Raw genomic sequence first — 18,592 nt, 5'->3', positions numbered from 1 at the left:
TTCACGTTCCGCGCGGGTGGTCAGATCGGTGGTGCGCGGCGGTGGCGGGAGGTGGCGGCCCCGCGGATGGGAATCCGCGGGGCCGCTGCGTGGTCGGGTCAGGCTGGGACAGGTTCCAGGCGCCAGCCGGTGGCGCGTTCTCGTTCGTTCCAGAAGGCGGCGTAGCGGCCGTTCTGGGCGAGGAGTTCGGTGTGGGTGCCGCGTTCGGCGATGCGGCCGTTGTCGAGGAACAGGATCTGGTCGGCGTGGGCGATGGTGGCCAGGCGGTGGGCCACGACGAGAACCGTTTTGTCCCTGGTCAATTGGTGGATGCCGCGGACGACGACGGCTTCGCTGTGCGGGTCGAGGGCGCTGGTCGCCTCGTCGAGCAGGACGATGGGGGCGTCCTTGAGCAGGGCGCGGGCGATGGAGACGCGCTGGCGTTCGCCGCCGGAGAGGGAGGCGCCGCCCTCGCCGACCTGGGTGTCGAAGCCCTCGGGCAGGCGCTCGACGATCTCGTCGACACGGGCCGCCTCGGCCGCGCGCCGCAGTTCCTCGTCGGTGGCCTCGGGGTTGCCGATGCGGATGTTCTCGGCGACCGAGCGGTTGAACAGGTAGACGTTCTGGAACACCAGCGACATCTGACCGAGCAGGGTCTCCGAGGGCTGGGCGCGCACATCGTGCTCACCGACCGAGACCGCGCCGGACTCCACGTCGTAGAAGCGCGCGGCCAGGCGCAGCAGGGTGGTCTTGCCCGAACCGCTGGGGCCGACGATGGCGGTGGTGGTGCCGGCGGGCACGGTGAACGACAGGTCCGACAGCACCGGTTCGCCGGGGCGGTAACCGAAGCTGACCTCGTCGAACACCACCGCGGGCGCGCCGGGAGTGACGGCCTCGGTGGCCTCGGGCAGGGTGGGCTCGTCGAGCAGATCGGTGATGCGGTCGGCGGCCGCGGCGGCCGAGCGCAGCGCGCTACCCAGCTGGGCGGCCTGGTTGACCGGTTCGATGAAGCGCGAGCTCACCGCGATCAGCGCGATGGCGACGGCGGCCGAGATCGCGCCGTCGGTCACCTGCACCACCACCAGGTAGACCAGCACCAGGAACACGGCCTGCACGAACAGCGCGAACACCACCAGGCCGGGCACGGTGGCGACCATCATCCGCAGGGTGGCCGACTTGTGCTCGGCCAGCGCGCCGTCGAGCTTCTTGTTGCCCGCGCCGACCGCGCCGAAGGCCCGCAGCACCGGCTGGGCCTGCGCGAATTCGACCACGCGCGAATCGGCTTCGGCCGCCGCGTCGTGCAGGCGGGCGTCGGCACCGGTATAGGCACGGTTGGCGAGGTTGTTCACCAGGTAGAGCACCGGCGCGGCGAGCAGCATGGCCAGTCCGACCCGCCAGTCGATGAACAACATGCCGAGGCCAACGGCCAGCGGCACGATGATGCCGGTGAGCACCTTGGTGAGCAGGTAGGCGATCAGGCCCTGCATCTCGCGGACCTGCTCGACCACCACGCGCGAGAGCGGTCCGGCGTCGCGGCCCTCGAACCAGCCCAGCGGCAGCGCGTTGAGCTTGTCACCGAGGCTGGTCTGCAGACCCGACTGCATGCCGAGGCCGATACGCAGACCGAGCACGGCCTGCAGGTAACCGAACACGATCAGGCCGCCGACGGCGACGGCCATGCCCAGCGCCCACAGCCACGCCTGGCCCAGGTCGTCGTCGATCAGCGATTCGAGCACCGGGACCAGCAGCAGATAGGCGGCGGCCTGGCACAGCGCCTGCAGCACGATCGCGGCCAGCAGTTTGGGGACCAGCGGCCCGAATTCGGCGGGAACCAGCCGGAATACCTTGCGAATCATCGTGCGTCCTCCACCAGGGCGAGCGTGCCGAGCGCGGCCTCGTTGATCTCCCAGAGCCGCTGATAGAGCCCACCGGCACCGACCAGATCGGCGTGGCTGCCCTGTTCGACGAGGGTTCCGTTCTCCAGCACCAGGATGCGGTCGACCCCGGTGATGGTGTGCAGGCGGTGCGCGATCACCAGCACGGTGCGACCGGCGACCAGCGCGGCCAGCGCGTCCTGCACGGCGGCCTCGGACTCGGGGTCGGCGAAGGCGGTGGCCTCGTCCAGGACGAGCACCGGGGTGTCGGCGAGCAGGGCGCGCGCGATCGAGAGGCGCTGCGCCTCACCGCCGGACAGGGTGGCGTCGACGCCGATCTCGGAGTCGTAGCCGCGCGGCAGGGCGAGGATGCGGTCGTGGATCTGGGCGGCGCGCGCGGCGCGTTCGAGGGCGGCGTCGTCGGCGTCGGGGCGGGCCAGCGCCAGGTTCTCGCGGATCGAACCGCGGATCAGGCGCACATCCTGGAAGACGAAACCGACCGTGCGATACAGCTCTTCGCTGCCGTACTCGCGGATGTCACGACCGCCGATGGTGATCCGGCCCGCGCCGACGTCGTAGAAGCGGGGCAGCAGTTTGGCCAGGGTCGACTTGCCCGAGCCGCTCGGGCCGACCAGCGCGGTGATGGTGCCGGGGCGCAGCTCGAGGTCGATACCGCGCAGCACGTCGTGGTCGGTGCGGTAGCCGAACTTCACGTCCTCGAAGCGGACCACGCCGGATTCGCCCTCGGTCGCCGACGCGGTGCCGGGCGCCTGGTCGAGTTCGGGGGTCTGCTGCAGTTCGTGCAGGCGCAGGGCCGCGGCACCACCGGCGCGCAGCGCCTGCGAGCCGTAGCCCAGACCCAGCAGCGAGCTGCCGATACCCAGGCCGACCAGCACGAAGGGCACCATGTCCAGCGGTTCGACCCAGCCGAGGCCGACCCCGGCCAGGCCACCGGCCACCACGACCAGCATCACGAACACCGGCGCGACCACGATGTCGGAGGCGGCCTGCACGCGCAGGATCGGCATCTTCATCCGCTGGGCCGACTGCACCAGACCGTCGACCGAGTCCTGGAACTCGCGGTGCGCCTTGCCCGCCTGACCGAACGCGCGCACCACCTGGATGCCGTCGACGAACTCGATCGCGGCCTGCGAGGTGCGCTTCTCCCAGCGGGTGTAGACGGCGACGCGGTCGCGGCCGTCGCGGTCCATGATCCGGCCGAACAGGCGCACGTAGGCGAGCAGCGGGATGAGCAGGACCAGGGTGAGCCGCCAGTCGACGGTGAACAGGTAACCCAGCGTCACCACCGGCACCACCAGCGCGCCGACGAATTCGAGGCGGGCGTGCGCGACCAGGTAGTGCAGGGCTTCGACGTCGTCGCGCAGGTAGGTCTTGACCTCGCCGGAGCTGCGTTCACCGAACCAGCCCAGCGGCACCCGGGTGAGCTTGGCGGCCAGGGCACGGCGCAGGCCGAGCTGGTAGCCCGCGTCCACCGCGTGCGACCACAGCAGCACGACGACCTGCAGGAACGCGCGCACCAGCAGCACCGCCACGGCGGCACCGAACAGCCACCACACGCGATCGGTGTCGACCGGGGACTCGAGCAGTTCGCGGCAGGCCTGCACGATCAGCAGGAAGGGCACGACCGCGCAGATCGAGGCGACCGCGACGATCAGGCTCGCCACCGTGAGCATGCCCGATACCGGCGCGAGGATCTCCTTGCGCGCCTGCGCTTCCTGCTGCTTCTTCGCCTTCGCGACCGCCTTGGGCGGCCGGTTGCCCGACTCCGCCCCCGGCGGCGGCGCTACCTGCACCGTCATAACGTTCTCGCCTCTCGACCTGTTCGCGGCTACTCGCCGAAGAAAGGTTAGCCTAAATTGATTGCTGCGCGGTTGAACGCGGTCAGGAGGGGGAATGGCGAAGGTGACCGGTCGTCCACGTGAGGAGCTCCGATGTTCGCGCCGCTGCCACCGTCGGCCGCGTGGCGTCATCACGACGCGCGCACCGGCTTCGAAGTGGCCTACTTCCGTGACGGCGAGCGCGGGGTGGTGGTCGAAGGCTGCGTCACGGCGATCGAGGACGAGCTGACCTGGGCGATCGACTACCGCCTGCGGATCGACGACAGCTGGCACACCCGCTCGGCCCAGATCACCGCCCGCTACCCCGACGCCCGCCGCGCGCTCACCGTGCAGTCCGACGGACTGGGCCGCTGGCAGCTCGACGGTGTGCCCGCGCCCGAACTCGACGGCTGCCTCGATGTGGACCTGGCGGCCTCGGTGTTCACCAACGCGCTCCCGGTGCACCGCCTCGCCCTGGCCGTCGGTGACGGCGCCGACACCCCGGCCGTCTACATCGCCCCCGACCTCGCGGTCACCCGCCTCGACCAGCACTACCGCCGCCTCGCCGACGGCACCGCCCAGCGCTACGACTACCGCTCCCGCGGCTTCGACTTCCGGGCCACCCTCGATTTCGACGCGTCCGGGCTGATCGCCGGCTACCCCGGCCTGGCCACCCGCGCCGCCTGACCGGCCCCGAGGGACCGCGGCCCGAGCGCTCCGGCGAGACTCTTCGGTATGCGACGCAGGCAGCAGCCGCCGCTGCCGAAACGGCACGGCCTCGACCCAGCCCGGCTCCGGCTCCCGGAGGACGGGCACTGGGCGACCGTGCGTGAGCACCTGGTCGAGCGGTTGCCGAGGGTGGACCCGGCGCGGATCGACGCCATGCTGGCGGCGGGCGAGATCGTCGACCTGGACGGCCCGCTGGCCCCGGACGCACCGTATGTGCCGGGTGGCGCGGTGTGGTTCCACCGCGACCTGCCCGTCGAGCGCGAAGTGCCCTTCGAGATCGGGATCGTGCATCGCGACGACGACATCCTGGTGATCGACAAGCCACACTTCCTGGCGACCATCCCGCGCGGTCAACACATCCTGCAGACCGCCCTGGTCCGCCTGCGCCGCGACCTGGACCTGCCCGACCTGATCCCCGCGCACCGCCTCGACCGGGTGACCGCGGGCCTGATCCTGTTCGTGGTGAACCCGGCCGCGCGCGGCGCCTACCAGACCATGTTCCACCGCCGGACCGTGCGCAAGGAATACGAGGCCGTCGCGCCCTACGATCCCGCGCTGGAGCTGCCGCGCACCGTGCGCAGCCGGATCGTCAAGGAGAAGCACGTGCTCGCCGCGCAAGAGGTGCCCGGCGAACCCAATGCCGAGACCGAGGTGGAACTGCTTGAGCACCGCGACGGACTCGGCCGCTACCGGCTGCGCCCGCACACCGGCCGCACCCATCAGCTCCGCCTGCACATGAACGGGCTCGGCGTGCCGATCCTCGGCGACGATTTCTATCCCGTGATCACCGACAAGTCCGTCGACGACTACACCCGGCCGCTGCAACTGCTGGCCGCCTCGCTCGCGTTCACCGATCCGATCAGCGGGCAGCCGCGGCGGTTCGAGACCGGGCGCAGCCTGCAAGCCTGGGACGACCTGCCGGGATGGTCCGGATCGGCTGTCGAGTAGCTCACAGGGCCCCGGCGGCGAGTCGATCTTGATGCCGTCGCGCCGTGCCGGTCCGTCCCTGTTTCGGCCGGAAATCGGGCGCTGACCAGCGTTGTCCCGACCGTTTCCTTTTCGTGATATTTCCGTACACTCGGTCGGGTGCCCTCACCCGCGACCGTCGCCGAACCCCGGCCCAAGCTCCACGCGTACATCGATATCGCCGTGGTCGTGGTCGTGCTGGCCGGGACCAATCTGATCGCGCACTTCACCACCGCGTGGGCCAATATCGTCACCGTGCCGATCGCGGCGTTCGCGCTGCTGGCCCTGATGCGCAAGCGCGGGCTCGGCTGGGCCGAACTGGGCCTGTCGCCGCGGCACTGGCGACGCGGCACGCTCTACGCCGTCGGCGCGGTCGGCATCGTGCTCACCGCTGTGGCGATCGGCGCGATCCTGCCGGTCACCCGGCCGTTCTTCCTGGCCGACCGCTACGCCACCATCTCCGGCGCGCTGATCGCCTCGATGATCGTCATCCCCTTGCAGACGGTGATTCCCGAGGAACTCGCCTTCCGCGGGGTGCTGCACGGGACGCTGGACCGGGTACTCGGCGTGCGCGGGCTGTTCGCGGCCGGATCGCTGCTGTTCGGGTTCTGGCACATCGCCTCATCGCTGGGGCTGACCAGCGGAAACAAGGGACTGTCCGGGATCGTCGGGGGTGGGCTGGCCGGACAGATCATCGGCATCGCGCTCGCCGTCGCGGCCACCGCCGCGGCCGGTGTGGTGTTCACCTGGTTGCGCAGGCGCAGCGGCAGTCTGCTCGCGCCGATCGCGCTGCACTGGTCGCTCAACGGGGCCGGTGCGCTCGCGGCGGCGGTCGTCTGGCACACCGCACTGAGCTGAAAGCGACTCGCGTGGAATTCCGCGCCCGACTTCCGACATGATGTCATGTCAGAAGCACAGTTGTTTTCGATGGAAAGGCTCACTGCCGATGAAACGCATCCATGCCGGGCTCGTCGTGGCAGTCACCGGCGGCGCCGCGGGCATCGGCCGTGAGATCGCCCATCAGTTCGCGGCGGCGGGGGCGCGGGTGTGCATCGGCGATCTGTCCGGCCACGACGCGCGGGTCACCGCCCGTCAGCTACCCGGCACGGTGCACGGCTGCGAACTCGACGTCACCGACGAGCGCTCCTTCCACAGTTTCCTCGCCACCACCGAAGCCCTGCTGGGGCCGGTCGACGTGCTCGTCAACAACGCGGGCGTGATGTGGGTGGGCTCCTTCGACAGCGAACCCGACACCGCCACCGCGCGCATCATCGCGGTCAACCTGCACGGAGTGATCCGGGGCGTCCGGCTGGTCGCGCCCGGAATGCGGGCGCGCAAACGCGGACACATCGTCACCATCGCCTCGGCCGCCTCCCGCCTGTCCCCGCCCGGTGAGGCCACCTACGCCGCGACCAAACACGGCGTGCTCGGCTATCTCACCGCCGTGCGCGAGGAACTACGCGGCACCGGCGTCCAGCTCTCGGTGATCATGCCCGGCGTGGTCGACACCGAACTCGCCGTCGGCACCGCCACCGGCGCCGCCAAACTCCTCGACCCCACCGACGTGGCCCGCGCGGTCATCGACGTGGTCGAACGCCCTCGCTTCGAGGTCTCCCTTCCCGCCTACGTCGGCCCGCTGGTCCACCTCGCCGGCCTGCTCCCCCAGCGCCTGCGCGATCTCGCCCTGCGCCGCGCGGTCCCCGACCAGGTCGCCGCCACCCGCAGCTCGGCCGCCCGCACCGCCTACGAGAACCGGGTCCTGCGGGAGCCCGACGCCTGACTCTCCCGCGCGGCGGATTCCGCTGTGTCGTTGACCATCCCGCAGCCGACGTTTACGCTCTCTGGCAATCACACATATGTTCGATAGTCCATATGTTCGAGTGACGCGGAAGGCGCGAGATGTCCGACGACCGGTCGATCGAGAATGCCCTCAGCACGCCGGACACCGCGATCACCGCCCTCGCGCAGCAGGTGGCGACGGCGCGGGGGAAGATCGGACTGCAGCACGACACCGCGCTGTACGAGGCGCTCTCCGATGCCGAGATCCGCGCGGAACGCGAACTGGCCGAATGGGTCCGGGCGCAGCGCCGCAAACAGCGACGGCGGGCCGTCGCCGACGAACTCGCCACCGACCGGCGCGACCGCCGCACCGGCGCGCTCATCCGCCGCGCCGACGAAGCCGACGCGCGCTGGCATCGCAAGGCACTGGCCGCGCGACGGCGGGTGTCGAGCGCCGATGCCCGGCTCGCCCAGCTGTACCGGCGGTCGGAATGGTCCTCGCGGGCGCTGATCGGGGTGGTCGTCCTCGGCATGGTCTGGGCCGGGGTGAACGTCCAGCGCAATCTCGTACCCAGCGGGGACATGAGCGACCCGCTCTACTGGCTCAGCTACGGCATCGAGGCGATGATCTCGATCCCGATCATCGTCATCATGATCACCGCCACCACCGCCGCCCGCTGGGGACGCGAACTGGAACGCGGCAAGGTCCTGCTCTTCGAACTCGCCCTCCTCGGAACCACGGTCGCCCTCAACGCGGGCCCCCACCTCGCCGCCGGGTCCTTCGGCCGCGCCGCCGAATACGCCATCGCCCCCGTGATGGTGGGCGTGGTCATCTGGCTACACGCCTGGGTCTCGGCCCGCTACGCGATGCTGATCGAAGCGGCCTCGGTCGGGTTGCCGGGCGAGGTGACGATGCCGGGTTCCGTCGAATTCCTGCGCGACGACGAGCCGGTCAGAAGCTTTGTGACACAACCGAAGCCGACCGCGGTCACCGCCGGGCCGCTACCCGGTTCTTCCGGTGCGGATGCGGCCGATATTCCGGATCCAGGCACTTCCGATGTTCCGGCTCCGGCAGCCGCTCGGACTCCCGCTGCGGCCGAGGTTTCGACTCCGGCAGCCACGTCAGCCCCGGCTGCGACCGAGGTACAGACTCCGGCTGCTGCCGAGGTTGCGGCTCCAGCTGCCACTCCGACCAGAGCGGCAGACGCGGCTCCCGCTGCGGCGAAGGCTCTGGTCCCGAATGTGGCTGCGCCTGCGGCCCCGACTCAGGCTTCCGTTGCGAATGCGGCCCCGGCGGAGGCAGCGGCTGCGACTCCGGCTGCGACTGCCGCCGCTGCGACAGAGGCTCCAACGGAGGCCCCGACTTGGTCTGCTGCCTCGACGGAGGCTGCAGCTCCTATTGCGGCTCCAGATATCGTCGGCGATCTCGTACCGCCCCAGCATGATTCGCATGAAACCGCCATGCGGGATCGCGGCATCGAGGGAGCTGTCACCGTCGATGACACGCAGCCGGTGATCATCACCACCGGCGCGGAGTCCACCCCGGCCGAGCAGGGTGCCACTGTTTCCGTCGAACGGCACGATGCCGATGCCGATGCCGGGACGAGTGTCGCACCGAATGCCGGACGGGCGGCGCGTACCCATGGTGTCCGTCGCGTTTCGGGCGAGAAGACGACAGCGCCCGGCACCCTCGAGCTGATCCACAAGGCCGCCGCCGAGCACCGCCGCAACGGCGCGGACCACACCGTGCGCATACCCGCCCCCACCACACGGCGAATACCGGTGACGGCCGTCGCGCAGACTCCCGCCGGCGACACGACCGGCACCGACCCGGTTCCCGAGGCGACGGCGCACGCCGGCACCGTCGCCCGTGACCCCAACGGCGACACCTCGGCCCCCACCGATTCCACGGTGGTACACAACGATCCACAACCCCCGGCCGACGAGCCCGAACAGCTCACCCTCACCCCCGAACCCGCGTCACCACCTGCGACGCCGCGGCTCCCGCACCACCTCGAGCCGGATCCGGCGGTCCCGCAACAGCTTCAAGACGACGAACCGGCCCCCACCGACGACATCGCCCCCACCGAAACCCCGGAATTCGACGACCCCGACCCCACCCCCGACTTCGACGACGACACCGAAGTCCGCGCCCTGGCCCGCCAGATCGCCAACCGCAACCCCTTGCGCCTGACCATCGACCAGATCGAGGAAATCCTCGAACTCACCGACCGATCCTGGTCCGCCCCCCGCATCGGCGCCGAAGTAGGCCTCTCCGGCAGCACCGTCACCAATATCGTCGAATTCGCCCGCAAGATCCGCCACCCCTACGCATTCACCGGCTGACGGACTCACGCCGGATCAGACCACAGCTCCAAGCTCTTCGCGATCTCGGCGACCTCCACATCGCCCGTCGCGATTCGATCCGTCAACTCTTCCTGCTCGTCCGGAAGTGGGCGGACACGATAGCCGTTCAGCCGGAGCATGGCGACACCGGCAACGAACGCGGTTGGTTTGTTGCCGTCGATCAGCGCATGGTTACGCGCGATCGAATGCAAGAGAGCAGCAGCCTTGAGGAACAACCCGGGGTAGGCCTCCTGACCGAAGACTGTCGCCTTCGGACGCTCGACAGCTCCTGCCAGTAGACCGATGTCGGCGACAGCGTGCGGCGTCTTGTTGACCTTGCGAGCGATGGCGACGACCTCAGCGAGATCGAGATAGATCATGCGAGTCGACGCATCAACTCGGCATGCTCGTCCATGATCGAGTCGACCATCGACCCGAACGCCTCTGCTTGCCGGGTGACATATATATGAATGGCTTCCTGGGCCAAGTCCTGCTTACTGCGCCCAAGCCGCTCGGCCAGCTCGGTCAGCCGCCGGTCATCGTCCCCGTTGAGCCGCAGTGTCATCGCCATGGCCACATGATACCAGCCAGGTATCAAACTCCTGACCCCACGACGAAGGCCCGCTTCCCAGAGGGAAACGGGCCTTCGTGAAACGATCTCGATGGATCGAGGAGGGAGACCTACTTGGCCTTCTCCAGGACCTCGACCAGACGCCAGCGCTTGGTGGCCGACAGCGGGCGGGTCTCCATCAGCTGAACGCGGTCGCCGACGCCGGCGATCTCGTTCTCGTCATGCGCCTTCACCTTGGAGGTGGTGCGGATGATCTTGCCGTAGAGCGGGTGCCGGTGACGGTCTTCCAGCTCGACGACGATCGTCTTGTTCATCTTGTCCGAGACGACGTAGCCGCTGCGTACCTTGCGGCTGTTGCGCTCTTCCTTGTTCTCGCTCATGCCGCGTCTCCCTTGCCAGCGGGTGCCGTGGCCAGGCCGAGCTCGCGCTCACGCATGACCGTGTAGATGCGCGCGATCTCGTGGCGGACGACGCGCAGACGACGGTTGTTGTCGAGCTGACCCGTCGCCATCTGGAAGCGCAGGTTGAAGAGCTCTTCCTTGCTCTCGCGCAGTTTGGCCACGAGCTCTTCTTCGTTGAGCTCGCGGAGCTCTGCGGCCGGTGTTCCGGTAGCCATCAGAACTGCTCCTCCCTGGTCACGATCCTGCACTTCATGGGGAGCTTGTGCATCGCGCGACGCAGGGCCTCGCGAGCAATCTCCTCGTTGGGGTAAGACATCTCGAACATGACCCGACCGGGCTTCACGTTCGCGACCCACCACTCCGGCGAGCCCTTACCGGAACCCATGCGGGTCTCGGCAGGCTTCTTGGTGAGCGGGCGGTCGGGGTAGATGTTGATCCAGATCTTGCCGCCACGCTTGATGTGGCGGGTCATCGCGATACGCGCCGACTCGATCTGACGGTTGGTGACGTAGGCGGGCTCGAGAGCCTGGATGCCGTACTCACCGAACGCCACCGCGGTGCCGCCCTTGGACATGCCGGAGCGGGACGGGTGGTGCTGCTTGCGGTGCTTGACGCGACGGGGCATCAGCATGCGTCAGCCCTCCTGGTTCTCTGCCGGTGCGTCCGCCACAGCGGTGGCGGCGCGACCGACCTCGGTCGAGGTCGCGGTGGTGCCGGCGGACCCGGAACGACGCGGGCGGCTCGGACGCTCGCGACGCGGGCGCTCCGGAGCAGCAGCGGCGGCGGTCAGCTCACGACGACCACCGACGATGTCACCCTTGTAGATCCAGACCTTCACGCCGATGCGACCGAAGGTGGTCTTGGCCTCGTAGAGGCCGTAGTCGATGTCCGCGCGCAGCGTGTGCAGCGGGACGCGACCCTCGCGGTAGAACTCCGAGCGCGACATCTCGGCGCCACCGAGGCGGCCCGAGCACTGCACACGGATGCCCTTGACGTTCGGCGAACGCATGGCCGACTGGATGGCCTTGCGCATCGCGCGACGGAACGCCACACGGTTGCTGAGCTGCTCGGCGACACCCTGAGCCACCAGCTGCGCATCCGACTCGGGGTTCTTGACCTCGAGGATGTTCAGCTGGACCTGCTTCTTGGTGAGCTTCTCCAGCTCGGCGCGGATGCGGTCGGCCTCCGCGCCACGGCGACCGATCACGATGCCGGGACGCGCGGTGTGGATGTCCACACGGACGCGGTCACGGGTGCGCTCGATCTCGACCTTCGAGATACCAGCCCGCTCCATGCCGGTGGCGAGGAGCTTGCGGATCTGAACGTCTTCCTTCACGTATTCCGCGTACTGCTTGTCCGCGTACCAACGCGACTTCCAGTCGGTGGTGATACCGAGGCGGAAGCCATGGGGATTGATTTTCTGTCCCATTTACTTTGCCCCTCCCTTCCGGCGGCTACGAGTGGCAGCGCCGACGGTGGGCACGCTCTCGACCTCGATGGTGATGTGGCTGGTGCGCTTGCGGATCCGGAACGCGCGGCCCTGGGCCCGCGGCTGGAAACGCTTCATGGTGGCACCCTCGTCGACGAACGCGGTCGAGATGACCAGGGTGGCCGGGTTGAGGCCGAGGTTGTTCTCGGCGTTCGCCGCGGCACTGGCCACGACCTTGGCAACCGGCTCGCTCGCGGCCTGCGGCGCGAACTTCAGGATCGCCAGGGCGTCCTCGACGCGCTTGCCGCGGACCAGGTCCACGACGCGACGCGCCTTCATCGGGGTGACCCGCACGTGCTTGGCGGTTGCGCGGGCAGTCGGGTTCTGAACCGTTTCGGTGTTGGTTTCAGTCATCGCCGCTTGCTCTTCCGGTCGTCCTTGACGTGGCTCTTGAACGTCCTGGTCGGCGCGAACTCACCGAGCTTGTGGCCGACCATGTTGTCCGAGATGAACACCGGGACATGCTTGCGACCGTCGTGGACGGCGAAAGTGTGGCCGATGAAATCGGGGATGATGGTCGAGCGACGCGACCAGGTCTTGATGACCTGCTTCGTGCCCTTCTCGTTCTGCACGTCCACCTTCGCGAGGAGGTGGTCGTCGACGAACGGGCCCTTCTTGAGGCTGCGTGGCATTTCTTACCTCCTCCTTAGCGCTTCTTGCCGGTCTTGCGACGGCGAACGATGAGCTTGTCGCTCGGACGGTTGGGCTTGCGGGTGCGGCCCTCAGGCTGACCCCACGGGGAGACCGGGTGGCGACCACCGGAGGTCTTGCCCTCACCACCACCGTGCGGGTGGTCGACCGGGTTCATGACGACACCACGGACGGTAGGACGACGGCCCTTCCAGCGCATACGGCCGGCCTTGCCCCAGTTGATGTTCGACTGCTCGGCGTTGCCGACCTCGCCGACGGTGGCGCGGCAGCGCACGTCGACACGGCGGATTTCACCGGAGGGCATACGCAGGGTCGCGTACGGCCCTTCCTTGCCCAGCAGCTGAATGCTCATGCCTGCGGCACGGGCCATCTTGGCGCCGCCGCCCGGACGCAGCTCCACGTTGTGGATCGTGGTACCGGTCGGGATGTTGCGCAGCGGCAGGTTGTTGCCCGGCTTGATGTCGGCCGTGGGGCCGGACTCGATCGGGCTGCCCTGCTGGATGCCCTTCGGCGCGATGATGTAGCGCTTCTCGCCGTCGGCGAAGTGCAGCAGTGCGATGTTGGCGGTGCGGTTGGGGTCGTACTCGATGTGAGCGACCTTGGCCGGGATGCCGTCCTTGTCCAGTCGACGGAAGTCGATGACGCGGTAGGCACGCTTGTGACCGCCACCGCGGTGACGCGTGGTGATGCGACCGTGCGCGTTACGACCACCGGACTTGGTGAGCGGGCGCAGCAGCGACTTCTCCGGCGTCGACCGGGTGATCTCGGCGAAGTCCGAGACGCTCGAGCCACGACGGCCCGGCGTAGTCGGCTTGTACTTACGGATTGCCATGAGTTCTTCTCTGCTTTCTGGATGACCAGCCGCTTACGCGACCGGGCCTCCGAAGATCTCGATGGGCTTGCTGTCGGCCGAGATGGTCACGAGCGCGCGCTTGGTGTCCTTGCGCTTGCCGTAACCGAAGCGGGTCCGCTTGCGCTTGCCCTGACGGTTGGCGGTGTTGACGCTGGTCACCTTGACGCCGAAGACCTTCTCGACGGCAATCTTGATCTGCGTCTTGTTCGAATCCGGGTGCACCAGGAAGGTGTAGGTGCCTTCCTCGATCAGTCCGTAGGACTTCTCCGAGATGACCGGTGCGAGCAGGATGTCGCGGGGGTCGGCGATGGTGCTCACTTGCTCTCCTCCTGGGCCGCCTCGGCGGGACCGTGAACGAACGCGTTCAGGGCCTCGACGCTGAACACCAGTTCGTCGCTGTTGAGGACGTCGTAGGTGTTGAGCTGGTCCGGGGCGATCGGCAGCACGTTCTGCAGGTTCGCCACGCTCTTCCACGCGGCGACGTCCTCGCGACCGACGACGACCAGGAACTTCTTACGGTCCGACAGCTCGGACAGGAAGCTCTTGGCGGCCTTGGTCGACGGGGTCTGACCCGCGACCAGCTCGGTGATCACGTGGATGCGCTCGTTGCGGGCCCGGTCGGACAGGGCTCCGCGCAGGGCGGCGGCCTTCATCTTCTTGGGGGTCCGCTGGCTGTAGTCACGCGGCTGCGGGCCGTGGACGGTGCCACCACCGGCGAACTGCGGCGCACGGGTCGAACCCTGGCGGGCGCGGCCGGTGCCCTTCTGGCGGTACGGCTTCTTGCCACCACCACGGACCTCGCCACGAGTCTTCGTGGAGTGGGTGCCCTGGCGAGCGGCGGCCAGCTGCGCGATGACGACCTGGTGCATCAGCGCGACGTTGGCGGTCACGTCGAAGATCTCCGCGGGGAGCTCGACGGTGCCTTCGGTCTTGCCGCCTGCGGCCTTGACGGTCAGCGTCAGGTTGGCCTTCTTGTCGAGGCTGGTCATGCGTGCGCACCACCCTTCACTGCGCTCTTGACGATCACGACGTTGCCCTTGCGGCCGGGGATGGCACCCTTGACCAGGAGCAGGCCGTTCTCGGCGTCGACCTTGTGAACCGAGAGGTTCTGCGTGGTGACGCGGTCGTTACCCATGCGGCCCGACATGCGCATGCCCTTGAACACGCGGCCGGGGGTGGCGCAGCCACCGATGGAACCCGGGCGACGGTGCACAGCCTGCGCACCGTGCGAGGCGCCCTGACCGGCGAAGCCGTGACGCTTCATGGTGCCGGCGAAGCCCTTGCCCTTGCTGATACCGGTCACGTCGACGTAGGTGCCCTCTTCGAAGACGTCGGCGGAGAGCTCCTGGCCGACCTCGAAGGTGGAGGCATCCGCGACGCGGATCTCGGTGACGTGGCGGCGCGGGGTGACACCGGCCTTGGCGAACTGGCCGGAAGTCGGCTTGTTCACCTTGCGCGGGTCGATGGCGCCGAAAGCGATCTGGACGGCCGAGTAGCCGTCGCGCTCCACGGTGCGGATCTGGGTGACCACGTTCGGGCCCGCCTTGATGACGGTGACCGGGACGACGCGGTTCTTCTCGTCGAAGACCTGGGTCATGCCGAGCTTGGTGCCCAGGATGCCGGCCGCGGGCCGGTTCTTGTTGTCAGTCATATCTCGAGTCCCCGTCACTGAATGTTGACGTCGACGCTGGCCGGCAGGTCGATGCGCATGAGCGCGTCGACCGTCTTCGGCGTCGGGTCGAGGATGTCGATGAGGCGCTTGTGTGTACGCATCTCGAAGTGTTCGCGCGAGTCCTTGTACTTGTGCGGCGAACGGATGACGCAGTACACGTTCTTCTCGGTGGGCAACGGCACAGGCCCGACCACGCGGGCGCCAGTGCGGGTCACCGTCTCCACGATCTTGCGCGCAGACGCGTCGATCGCCTCGTGGTCATAGGCCTTGAGCCTGATGCGGATCTTTTGTCCCGCCACGCTAAGTGTCCTTTTCTCCGCTTTCCTTCGTGGTCACAGGAGCTGGCTCCTGACACCACCCTCAATTGCACAGCCCGAACACACGTTGAGATTCTCTGCCGAGACCGCCACCGGGGCACTGCCCAGTCCTCGCCGCTGTTCATCTGTCATGGTGCTCCGGTCCACGCGGTCGGGCGTGTCGCCTTTTCGCTCATTCTTCAGCCCTGATCACTTGCTCATCATCGGCCTGGAACGTGGTCCCGGACGTATCCGCACCCGGCGAACCGGGGAGATACAAACTTCTGCTCGCCTGACTCGAACCGCCTCCCCCGAAGAGAAGGCATGATCCTGTGCAAGGCAACCCGAACAGTATGCACCATCCCGACAACGCTCTTCAAATCAGGGGTCATGAGGTATCGATCACGCCCTTGCGAGGGCATCTACCTGGACCGCGTCGCCGGAACGGGCTGTACCGATCCATGGTAGCTGGCACGATGCCCGCCCCCGCGCCGGAGGGTTCCGCGCTAACTTACTTTTGAGTAAGATAGCCCGCATGACACAGGAAACCGCGACCTACCGCGGCTGGAAGAAGCTGCCCGACAACAAGCTCGGGCACGCGCTGTTCTCCCTGGGCATGGTCGCCCGGGTCCCCTACTTCGGCACCGTGCTCCCCCAGGTGGTCCGGCTGGAACCGGGGATCTGCGAGGTCACCTCGCCCAAGTGGTTCGGTATCCACAACCACCTGGGCACCTTCCACGCCATCGCGGCCTGCAATCTGGCCGAGGTGGCGATGGGCATGCTGAGCGAGGCCACCGTGCCCACCACGCACCGCTGGATCCCCAAGGCGATGAACGTGCAGTACCTGGCCAAGGCCGAGAGCGGGCTGCGCGCGGTGGCGAAGCTGGCCGAGGTGCCGGACTTCGCGGCCATCACCGAGGGCACCGAGCTCACGGTGCCGGTCTCGATCTACGACAAGGACGGCATCGAGGTCGTGCACGCCGACATCACCACCTGGGTCACCCCGCGCTGAGTCCCTGCCCGAAAGTCGTTGAATCGGTACGGTTGTGATCGAGACGACGACAGACGGGGAGAGCTCGATGCTGGAAGTCGCGCAGCTGGTGCGCCGGTTCGGCGAGCACGTGGCGGTCGACGGGGTGTCGTTCGGCGTGCCGCCGGGAGCGCTGACGGGATTCGTCGGGGGCAATGGCGCGGGCAAGACCACCACGATGCGGATGATCATGGGGGTGCTGGCCGTGCAGGGCGGGGAGATCCGCTGGGACGGCAGGCCGGTGACCGCGCAGGATCGCCGCGGCTTCGGGTACATGCCCGAGGAACGGGGGCTCTATCCCAAGCAGCCGGTCCTCGATCAGCTGGTCTATCTGGCCCGGCTGCGCGGGCTGAGCACGGCCGAGGCCAAGCAGCGGGCCGGGGAATTGCTCGCCCGCTTCGGGCTGGCCGAGCGGGGCAAGGACAAGCTGGAGTCGTTGTCGCTGGGCAATCAGCAGCGGGTGCAGATCGCGGCCGCGGTGATCGCCCAGCCCACGGCGCTGATCCTGGACGAACCGTTCTCCGGGCTCGACCCGGCCGCGGTGGACTCCATGGTCGAGCTGCTGCGCGAGTACGCCGACCAGGGTGTGCCGGTGCTGTTCTCCTCGCACCAGCTGGATCTGGTCGAGCGGCTGTGCGATCAGCTGGTGATCCTGGCCGGCGGGCGGGTCGTCGGGCAGGGCTCGGTCGAGTCGCTGCGGGCGGGCAGCGCGGCGCGGTACCGGCTGGTCGTCGACGGTGATCCGACGTGGTTGCGGGAGTTCACCGGCGTGCGGGTGATCTCGCTGGACGGGCCGGTGGCCCAGCTCGAACTCGCGGGGGCGAGCACCGACGCGGTGCTGACCGAGGCGCTGGCACGCGGATCGGTGCGGGAGTTCGCCGAGGCGCGGCCGACGGTCGCCGAGATCTACCGGGAGGTGACCTCGTGAACGGGGTATGGCGGATCGTGGCGGCTCGCGAGATCGTGGTGAAGCTGCGGGATCGCAACTTCGTCGTGTCGACCGTGGTCACCATCGTCGCGATCGTGGCGTCGCTGGCGATCAGCGGATTCCTCAGCAGCAGGCCGGACAAGATCGAGGTGGCCGTCACCGGGCCCGGGACGGCGGTGGTGCTCGATACCGCGAACAGCCTGGCCGAGGCCGCCGACAGCGATACCACCTTCACCGGGCATCCAGCCGCCGACCGCGCGGCCGTTGAACAGCAGGTCCGTGACGAAACCGTCGACGTGGGTCTGGTGCCCGCCGAATCCGGTGGCTGGCTGCTGCTCGGCAAGACCGCCGAGGACGACGACGCCACCACCTACATCACCGCCGCCGCCCAGCAGCTCGCCCTGCAACGCAATGCCGAGGCCGCGGGCGTCTCGCTCGAGGAGCTGGGCCGGGGCGCGGACGTGCGCTACGACCTGCTGGAGAAGGGCGCGGTCGATCCGGGGCTGAGCAAGATCGTGGCGCTGGTCTTCGCTTTCCTGTTCTATCTGGCCTCGCTGCTGTTCGGCATGTCCATCGCGCAGAGCGTGGTGGAGGAGAAGCAGAACCGGATAGTGGAGATCCTGGCCAGCGCGATGCCGCTGCGGCAGTTGCTGATCGGCAAGGTCGTCGGCAATTCCGTGCTGGCCTTCGCGCAGCTGGCGCTGTTCGTCGGTGCCGGGCTGGCGGGTCTGGCCGCGACCGGTAGAGCCGATCAGCTGGGTCAGATCGCCGGGGCGGCGGGCTGGTTCATCGTGTTCTTCCTGGTCGGTTTCATCGCGCTGGCCAGCCTGTGGGCGGTGGCCGGTGCGCTGGCCACCCGCAGCGAGGACCTGCAGTCCACCGCCACTCCCCTGTCGATGCTGATCATGATCGTGCTGTTCGCGGGCATCTTCCTCACCGGCACCGGCCGGGTGGTGGCCTCCTATGTGCCGATCATGTCCATCGTCGCCATGCCCGCGCGGCTGGCCGAGGGCACGGCGGCCTGGTGGGAGCCGATCGCCGCGCTGGCGCTGATGGGTGTGGCCGCCTACGGCATCGTCCTGGTCGCCGAACGCATCTACCGTCGCTCGCTCATGCAGACCCAGGGCCGCCTGACCATGCGCCAGGCGCTCGCCCTCGAGGACTAGCCACCACCCGCCGACGCGGCCGGT

23 protein-coding genes are annotated in these 18,592 nt (G+C 68.5%); 8 read left to right on the top strand and 15 right to left on the bottom strand.

From position 1 onward, the window contains the following. Positions 1-98 precede the first annotated feature (98 nt). Positions 99-1,835, bottom strand: coding sequence for an ABC transporter ATP-binding protein (locus tag ACWEMY_RS14635; RefSeq protein ID WP_452390418.1), 1,737 nt, complete (start codon positions 1,833-1,835; stop codon positions 99-101). Next, complete coding sequence (locus ACWEMY_RS14630) at positions 1,832-3,673, bottom strand: ABC transporter ATP-binding protein (protein WP_452390417.1); 1,842 nt, start codon at positions 3,671-3,673, stop codon at positions 1,832-1,834. Before ACWEMY_RS14630 ends, ACWEMY_RS14635 begins: the two co-directional genes overlap by 4 nt. A 132-nt stretch (positions 3,674-3,805) precedes the next feature. Between ACWEMY_RS14630 and ACWEMY_RS14625 the strand changes: the two genes are divergently transcribed. The 5 genes from ACWEMY_RS14625 (at position 3,806) to ACWEMY_RS14605 (ending at position 9,511) form a co-directional block, all read left to right on the top strand. After that, entirely contained in the window at positions 3,806-4,378 is a 573-nt protein-coding gene (locus ACWEMY_RS14625) for a putative glycolipid-binding domain-containing protein (protein ID WP_452390416.1), read from the top strand. A gap of 48 nt (positions 4,379-4,426) precedes the next feature. Next, a complete protein-coding gene (locus ACWEMY_RS14620) occupies positions 4,427-5,368 on the top strand; it encodes an RluA family pseudouridine synthase (RefSeq protein WP_452390415.1) in 942 nt (313 codons plus the stop codon). Positions 5,369-5,506: 138 nt separating this feature from the next. Further along, the gene (locus tag ACWEMY_RS14615; RefSeq protein ID WP_375934135.1) at positions 5,507-6,244 is read left to right on the top strand and encodes a CPBP family glutamic-type intramembrane protease; all 738 of its coding nucleotides are present in this window, start codon (positions 5,507-5,509) and stop codon (positions 6,242-6,244) included. 88 nt (positions 6,245-6,332) lie between these two features. Further along, complete coding sequence (locus ACWEMY_RS14610; RefSeq protein ID WP_452390414.1) at positions 6,333-7,166, top strand: SDR family oxidoreductase; 834 nt, start codon at positions 6,333-6,335, stop codon at positions 7,164-7,166. Positions 7,167-7,285: 119 nt separating this feature from the next. Then, positions 7,286-9,511 carry a hypothetical protein gene (locus ACWEMY_RS14605; RefSeq protein ID WP_452390413.1) on the top strand — a complete coding sequence of 742 codons (2,226 nt, stop codon included), beginning with the start codon at positions 7,286-7,288 and terminating at the stop codon, positions 9,509-9,511. Positions 9,512-9,516: 5 nt separating this feature from the next. Here ACWEMY_RS14605 and ACWEMY_RS14600 read toward each other — a convergent pair whose 3' ends face one another. The 13 genes from ACWEMY_RS14600 to rpsJ form a co-directional block, all read right to left on the bottom strand. Further along, positions 9,517-9,891, bottom strand: a complete 375-nt coding sequence (locus ACWEMY_RS14600; RefSeq protein WP_452390412.1) for a type II toxin-antitoxin system death-on-curing family toxin — start codon at positions 9,889-9,891, stop codon at positions 9,517-9,519. Next, positions 9,888-10,082, bottom strand: coding sequence for a hypothetical protein (locus ACWEMY_RS14595; RefSeq protein ID WP_452390411.1), 195 nt, complete (start codon positions 10,080-10,082; stop codon positions 9,888-9,890). The genes ACWEMY_RS14600 and ACWEMY_RS14595 overlap by 4 nt, the downstream gene beginning before the upstream one ends. Positions 10,083-10,192: 110 nt before the next feature. Continuing rightward, a complete protein-coding gene (gene rpsQ / locus ACWEMY_RS14590; protein ID WP_278264580.1) occupies positions 10,193-10,462 on the bottom strand; it encodes a 30S ribosomal protein S17 in 270 nt (89 codons plus the stop codon). Next, complete coding sequence (rpmC, locus tag ACWEMY_RS14585) at positions 10,459-10,698, bottom strand: 50S ribosomal protein L29 (protein WP_019045024.1); 240 nt, start codon at positions 10,696-10,698, stop codon at positions 10,459-10,461. The genes rpsQ and rpmC overlap by 4 nt, the downstream gene beginning before the upstream one ends. After that, on the bottom strand, positions 10,698-11,114 hold the full coding sequence (gene rplP, locus ACWEMY_RS14580; protein WP_019045023.1) for a 50S ribosomal protein L16: 417 nt from the start codon (positions 11,112-11,114) through the stop codon (positions 10,698-10,700). The genes rpmC and rplP overlap by 1 nt, the downstream gene beginning before the upstream one ends. A gap of 3 nt (positions 11,115-11,117) precedes the next feature. Beyond that, complete coding sequence (rpsC, locus tag ACWEMY_RS14575; protein WP_019045022.1) at positions 11,118-11,912, bottom strand: 30S ribosomal protein S3; 795 nt, start codon at positions 11,910-11,912, stop codon at positions 11,118-11,120. Next, entirely contained in the window at positions 11,913-12,326 is a 414-nt protein-coding gene (gene rplV, locus ACWEMY_RS14570) for a 50S ribosomal protein L22 (RefSeq protein ID WP_375934121.1), read from the bottom strand. Next, the gene (gene rpsS, locus ACWEMY_RS14565; protein WP_056818481.1) at positions 12,323-12,604 is read right to left on the bottom strand and encodes a 30S ribosomal protein S19; all 282 of its coding nucleotides are present in this window, start codon (positions 12,602-12,604) and stop codon (positions 12,323-12,325) included. Before rpsS ends, rplV begins: the two co-directional genes overlap by 4 nt. A gap of 14 nt (positions 12,605-12,618) precedes the next feature. Next, positions 12,619-13,455 carry a 50S ribosomal protein L2 gene (rplB, locus tag ACWEMY_RS14560; protein ID WP_019045019.1) on the bottom strand — a complete coding sequence of 279 codons (837 nt, stop codon included), beginning with the start codon at positions 13,453-13,455 and terminating at the stop codon, positions 12,619-12,621. Positions 13,456-13,488: 33 nt separating this feature from the next. Beyond that, positions 13,489-13,794: a 50S ribosomal protein L23 gene (gene rplW / locus ACWEMY_RS14555; protein ID WP_019045018.1), complete on the bottom strand. Its 306-nt coding sequence runs from the start codon at positions 13,792-13,794 to the stop codon at positions 13,489-13,491. Beyond that, positions 13,791-14,465 carry a 50S ribosomal protein L4 gene (rplD, locus tag ACWEMY_RS14550; protein WP_336086967.1) on the bottom strand — a complete coding sequence of 225 codons (675 nt, stop codon included), beginning with the start codon at positions 14,463-14,465 and terminating at the stop codon, positions 13,791-13,793. The genes rplW and rplD overlap by 4 nt, the downstream gene beginning before the upstream one ends. Continuing rightward, the gene (gene rplC, locus ACWEMY_RS14545; RefSeq protein ID WP_375934116.1) at positions 14,462-15,127 is read right to left on the bottom strand and encodes a 50S ribosomal protein L3; all 666 of its coding nucleotides are present in this window, start codon (positions 15,125-15,127) and stop codon (positions 14,462-14,464) included. The genes rplD and rplC overlap by 4 nt, the downstream gene beginning before the upstream one ends. A 14-nt stretch (positions 15,128-15,141) precedes the next feature. Continuing rightward, on the bottom strand, positions 15,142-15,447 hold the full coding sequence (gene rpsJ / locus ACWEMY_RS14540) for a 30S ribosomal protein S10 (protein ID WP_003938093.1): 306 nt from the start codon (positions 15,445-15,447) through the stop codon (positions 15,142-15,144). Between the two features lie 532 nt (positions 15,448-15,979). On the opposite strand from rpsJ, the gene ACWEMY_RS14535 reads away from it, so the two are divergent. From ACWEMY_RS14535 to ACWEMY_RS14525, 3 genes are all read left to right on the top strand, one after another. Continuing rightward, positions 15,980-16,456: a hotdog fold domain-containing protein gene (locus ACWEMY_RS14535; protein WP_375934113.1), complete on the top strand. Its 477-nt coding sequence runs from the start codon at positions 15,980-15,982 to the stop codon at positions 16,454-16,456. 67 nt (positions 16,457-16,523) lie between these two features. Beyond that, positions 16,524-17,402: an ABC transporter ATP-binding protein gene (locus ACWEMY_RS14530; RefSeq protein WP_452390410.1), complete on the top strand. Its 879-nt coding sequence runs from the start codon at positions 16,524-16,526 to the stop codon at positions 17,400-17,402. After that, on the top strand, positions 17,399-18,568 hold the full coding sequence (locus ACWEMY_RS14525; protein WP_452390409.1) for an ABC transporter permease: 1,170 nt from the start codon (positions 17,399-17,401) through the stop codon (positions 18,566-18,568). The genes ACWEMY_RS14530 and ACWEMY_RS14525 overlap by 4 nt, the downstream gene beginning before the upstream one ends. Positions 18,569-18,592: the final 24 nt, after the last annotated feature.

The sequence above is a fragment of the Nocardia sp. NPDC004415 genome (assembly GCF_053602435.1).
Note: the sequence above shows the minus strand (reverse complement) of the source record. Positions and strands in the feature narration are given on the sequence as shown.

Coding starts and splice junctions, on each gene's coding strand:
- ACWEMY_RS14635 (WP_452390418.1), bottom strand. CDS start 1,835: ATGATTCGCAAGGTATTCCGGCTGGTTCCCGCCGAATTCGGGCCGCTG.
- ACWEMY_RS14535 (WP_375934113.1), top strand. CDS start 15,980: ATGACACAGGAAACCGCGACCTACCGCGGCTGGAAGAAGCTGCCCGAC.
- rplV (WP_375934121.1), bottom strand. CDS start 12,326: ATGACTGAAACCAACACCGAAACGGTTCAGAACCCGACTGCCCGCGCA.
- rpsS (WP_056818481.1), bottom strand. CDS start 12,604: ATGCCACGCAGCCTCAAGAAGGGCCCGTTCGTCGACGACCACCTCCTC.
- rpsQ (WP_278264580.1), bottom strand. CDS start 10,462: ATGAGCGAGAACAAGGAAGAGCGCAACAGCCGCAAGGTACGCAGCGGC.
- rplP (WP_019045023.1), bottom strand. CDS start 11,114: ATGCTGATGCCCCGTCGCGTCAAGCACCGCAAGCAGCACCACCCGTCC.
- ACWEMY_RS14595 (WP_452390411.1), bottom strand. CDS start 10,082: ATGGCGATGACACTGCGGCTCAACGGGGACGATGACCGGCGGCTGACC.
- ACWEMY_RS14605 (WP_452390413.1), top strand. CDS start 7,286: ATGTCCGACGACCGGTCGATCGAGAATGCCCTCAGCACGCCGGACACC.
- ACWEMY_RS14625 (WP_452390416.1), top strand. CDS start 3,806: ATGTTCGCGCCGCTGCCACCGTCGGCCGCGTGGCGTCATCACGACGCG.
- rpmC (WP_019045024.1), bottom strand. CDS start 10,698: ATGGCTACCGGAACACCGGCCGCAGAGCTCCGCGAGCTCAACGAAGAA.
- rpsC (WP_019045022.1), bottom strand. CDS start 11,912: ATGGGACAGAAAATCAATCCCCATGGCTTCCGCCTCGGTATCACCACC.
- rplC (WP_375934116.1), bottom strand. CDS start 15,127: ATGACTGACAACAAGAACCGGCCCGCGGCCGGCATCCTGGGCACCAAG.
- ACWEMY_RS14530 (WP_452390410.1), top strand. CDS start 16,524: ATGCTGGAAGTCGCGCAGCTGGTGCGCCGGTTCGGCGAGCACGTGGCG.
- ACWEMY_RS14630 (WP_452390417.1), bottom strand. CDS start 3,673: ATGACGGTGCAGGTAGCGCCGCCGCCGGGGGCGGAGTCGGGCAACCGG.
- rplB (WP_019045019.1), bottom strand. CDS start 13,455: ATGGCAATCCGTAAGTACAAGCCGACTACGCCGGGCCGTCGTGGCTCG.
- ACWEMY_RS14600 (WP_452390412.1), bottom strand. CDS start 9,891: ATGATCTATCTCGATCTCGCTGAGGTCGTCGCCATCGCTCGCAAGGTC.
- ACWEMY_RS14610 (WP_452390414.1), top strand. CDS start 6,333: ATGAAACGCATCCATGCCGGGCTCGTCGTGGCAGTCACCGGCGGCGCC.
- ACWEMY_RS14620 (WP_452390415.1), top strand. CDS start 4,427: ATGCGACGCAGGCAGCAGCCGCCGCTGCCGAAACGGCACGGCCTCGAC.
- rplD (WP_336086967.1), bottom strand. CDS start 14,465: ATGACCAGCCTCGACAAGAAGGCCAACCTGACGCTGACCGTCAAGGCC.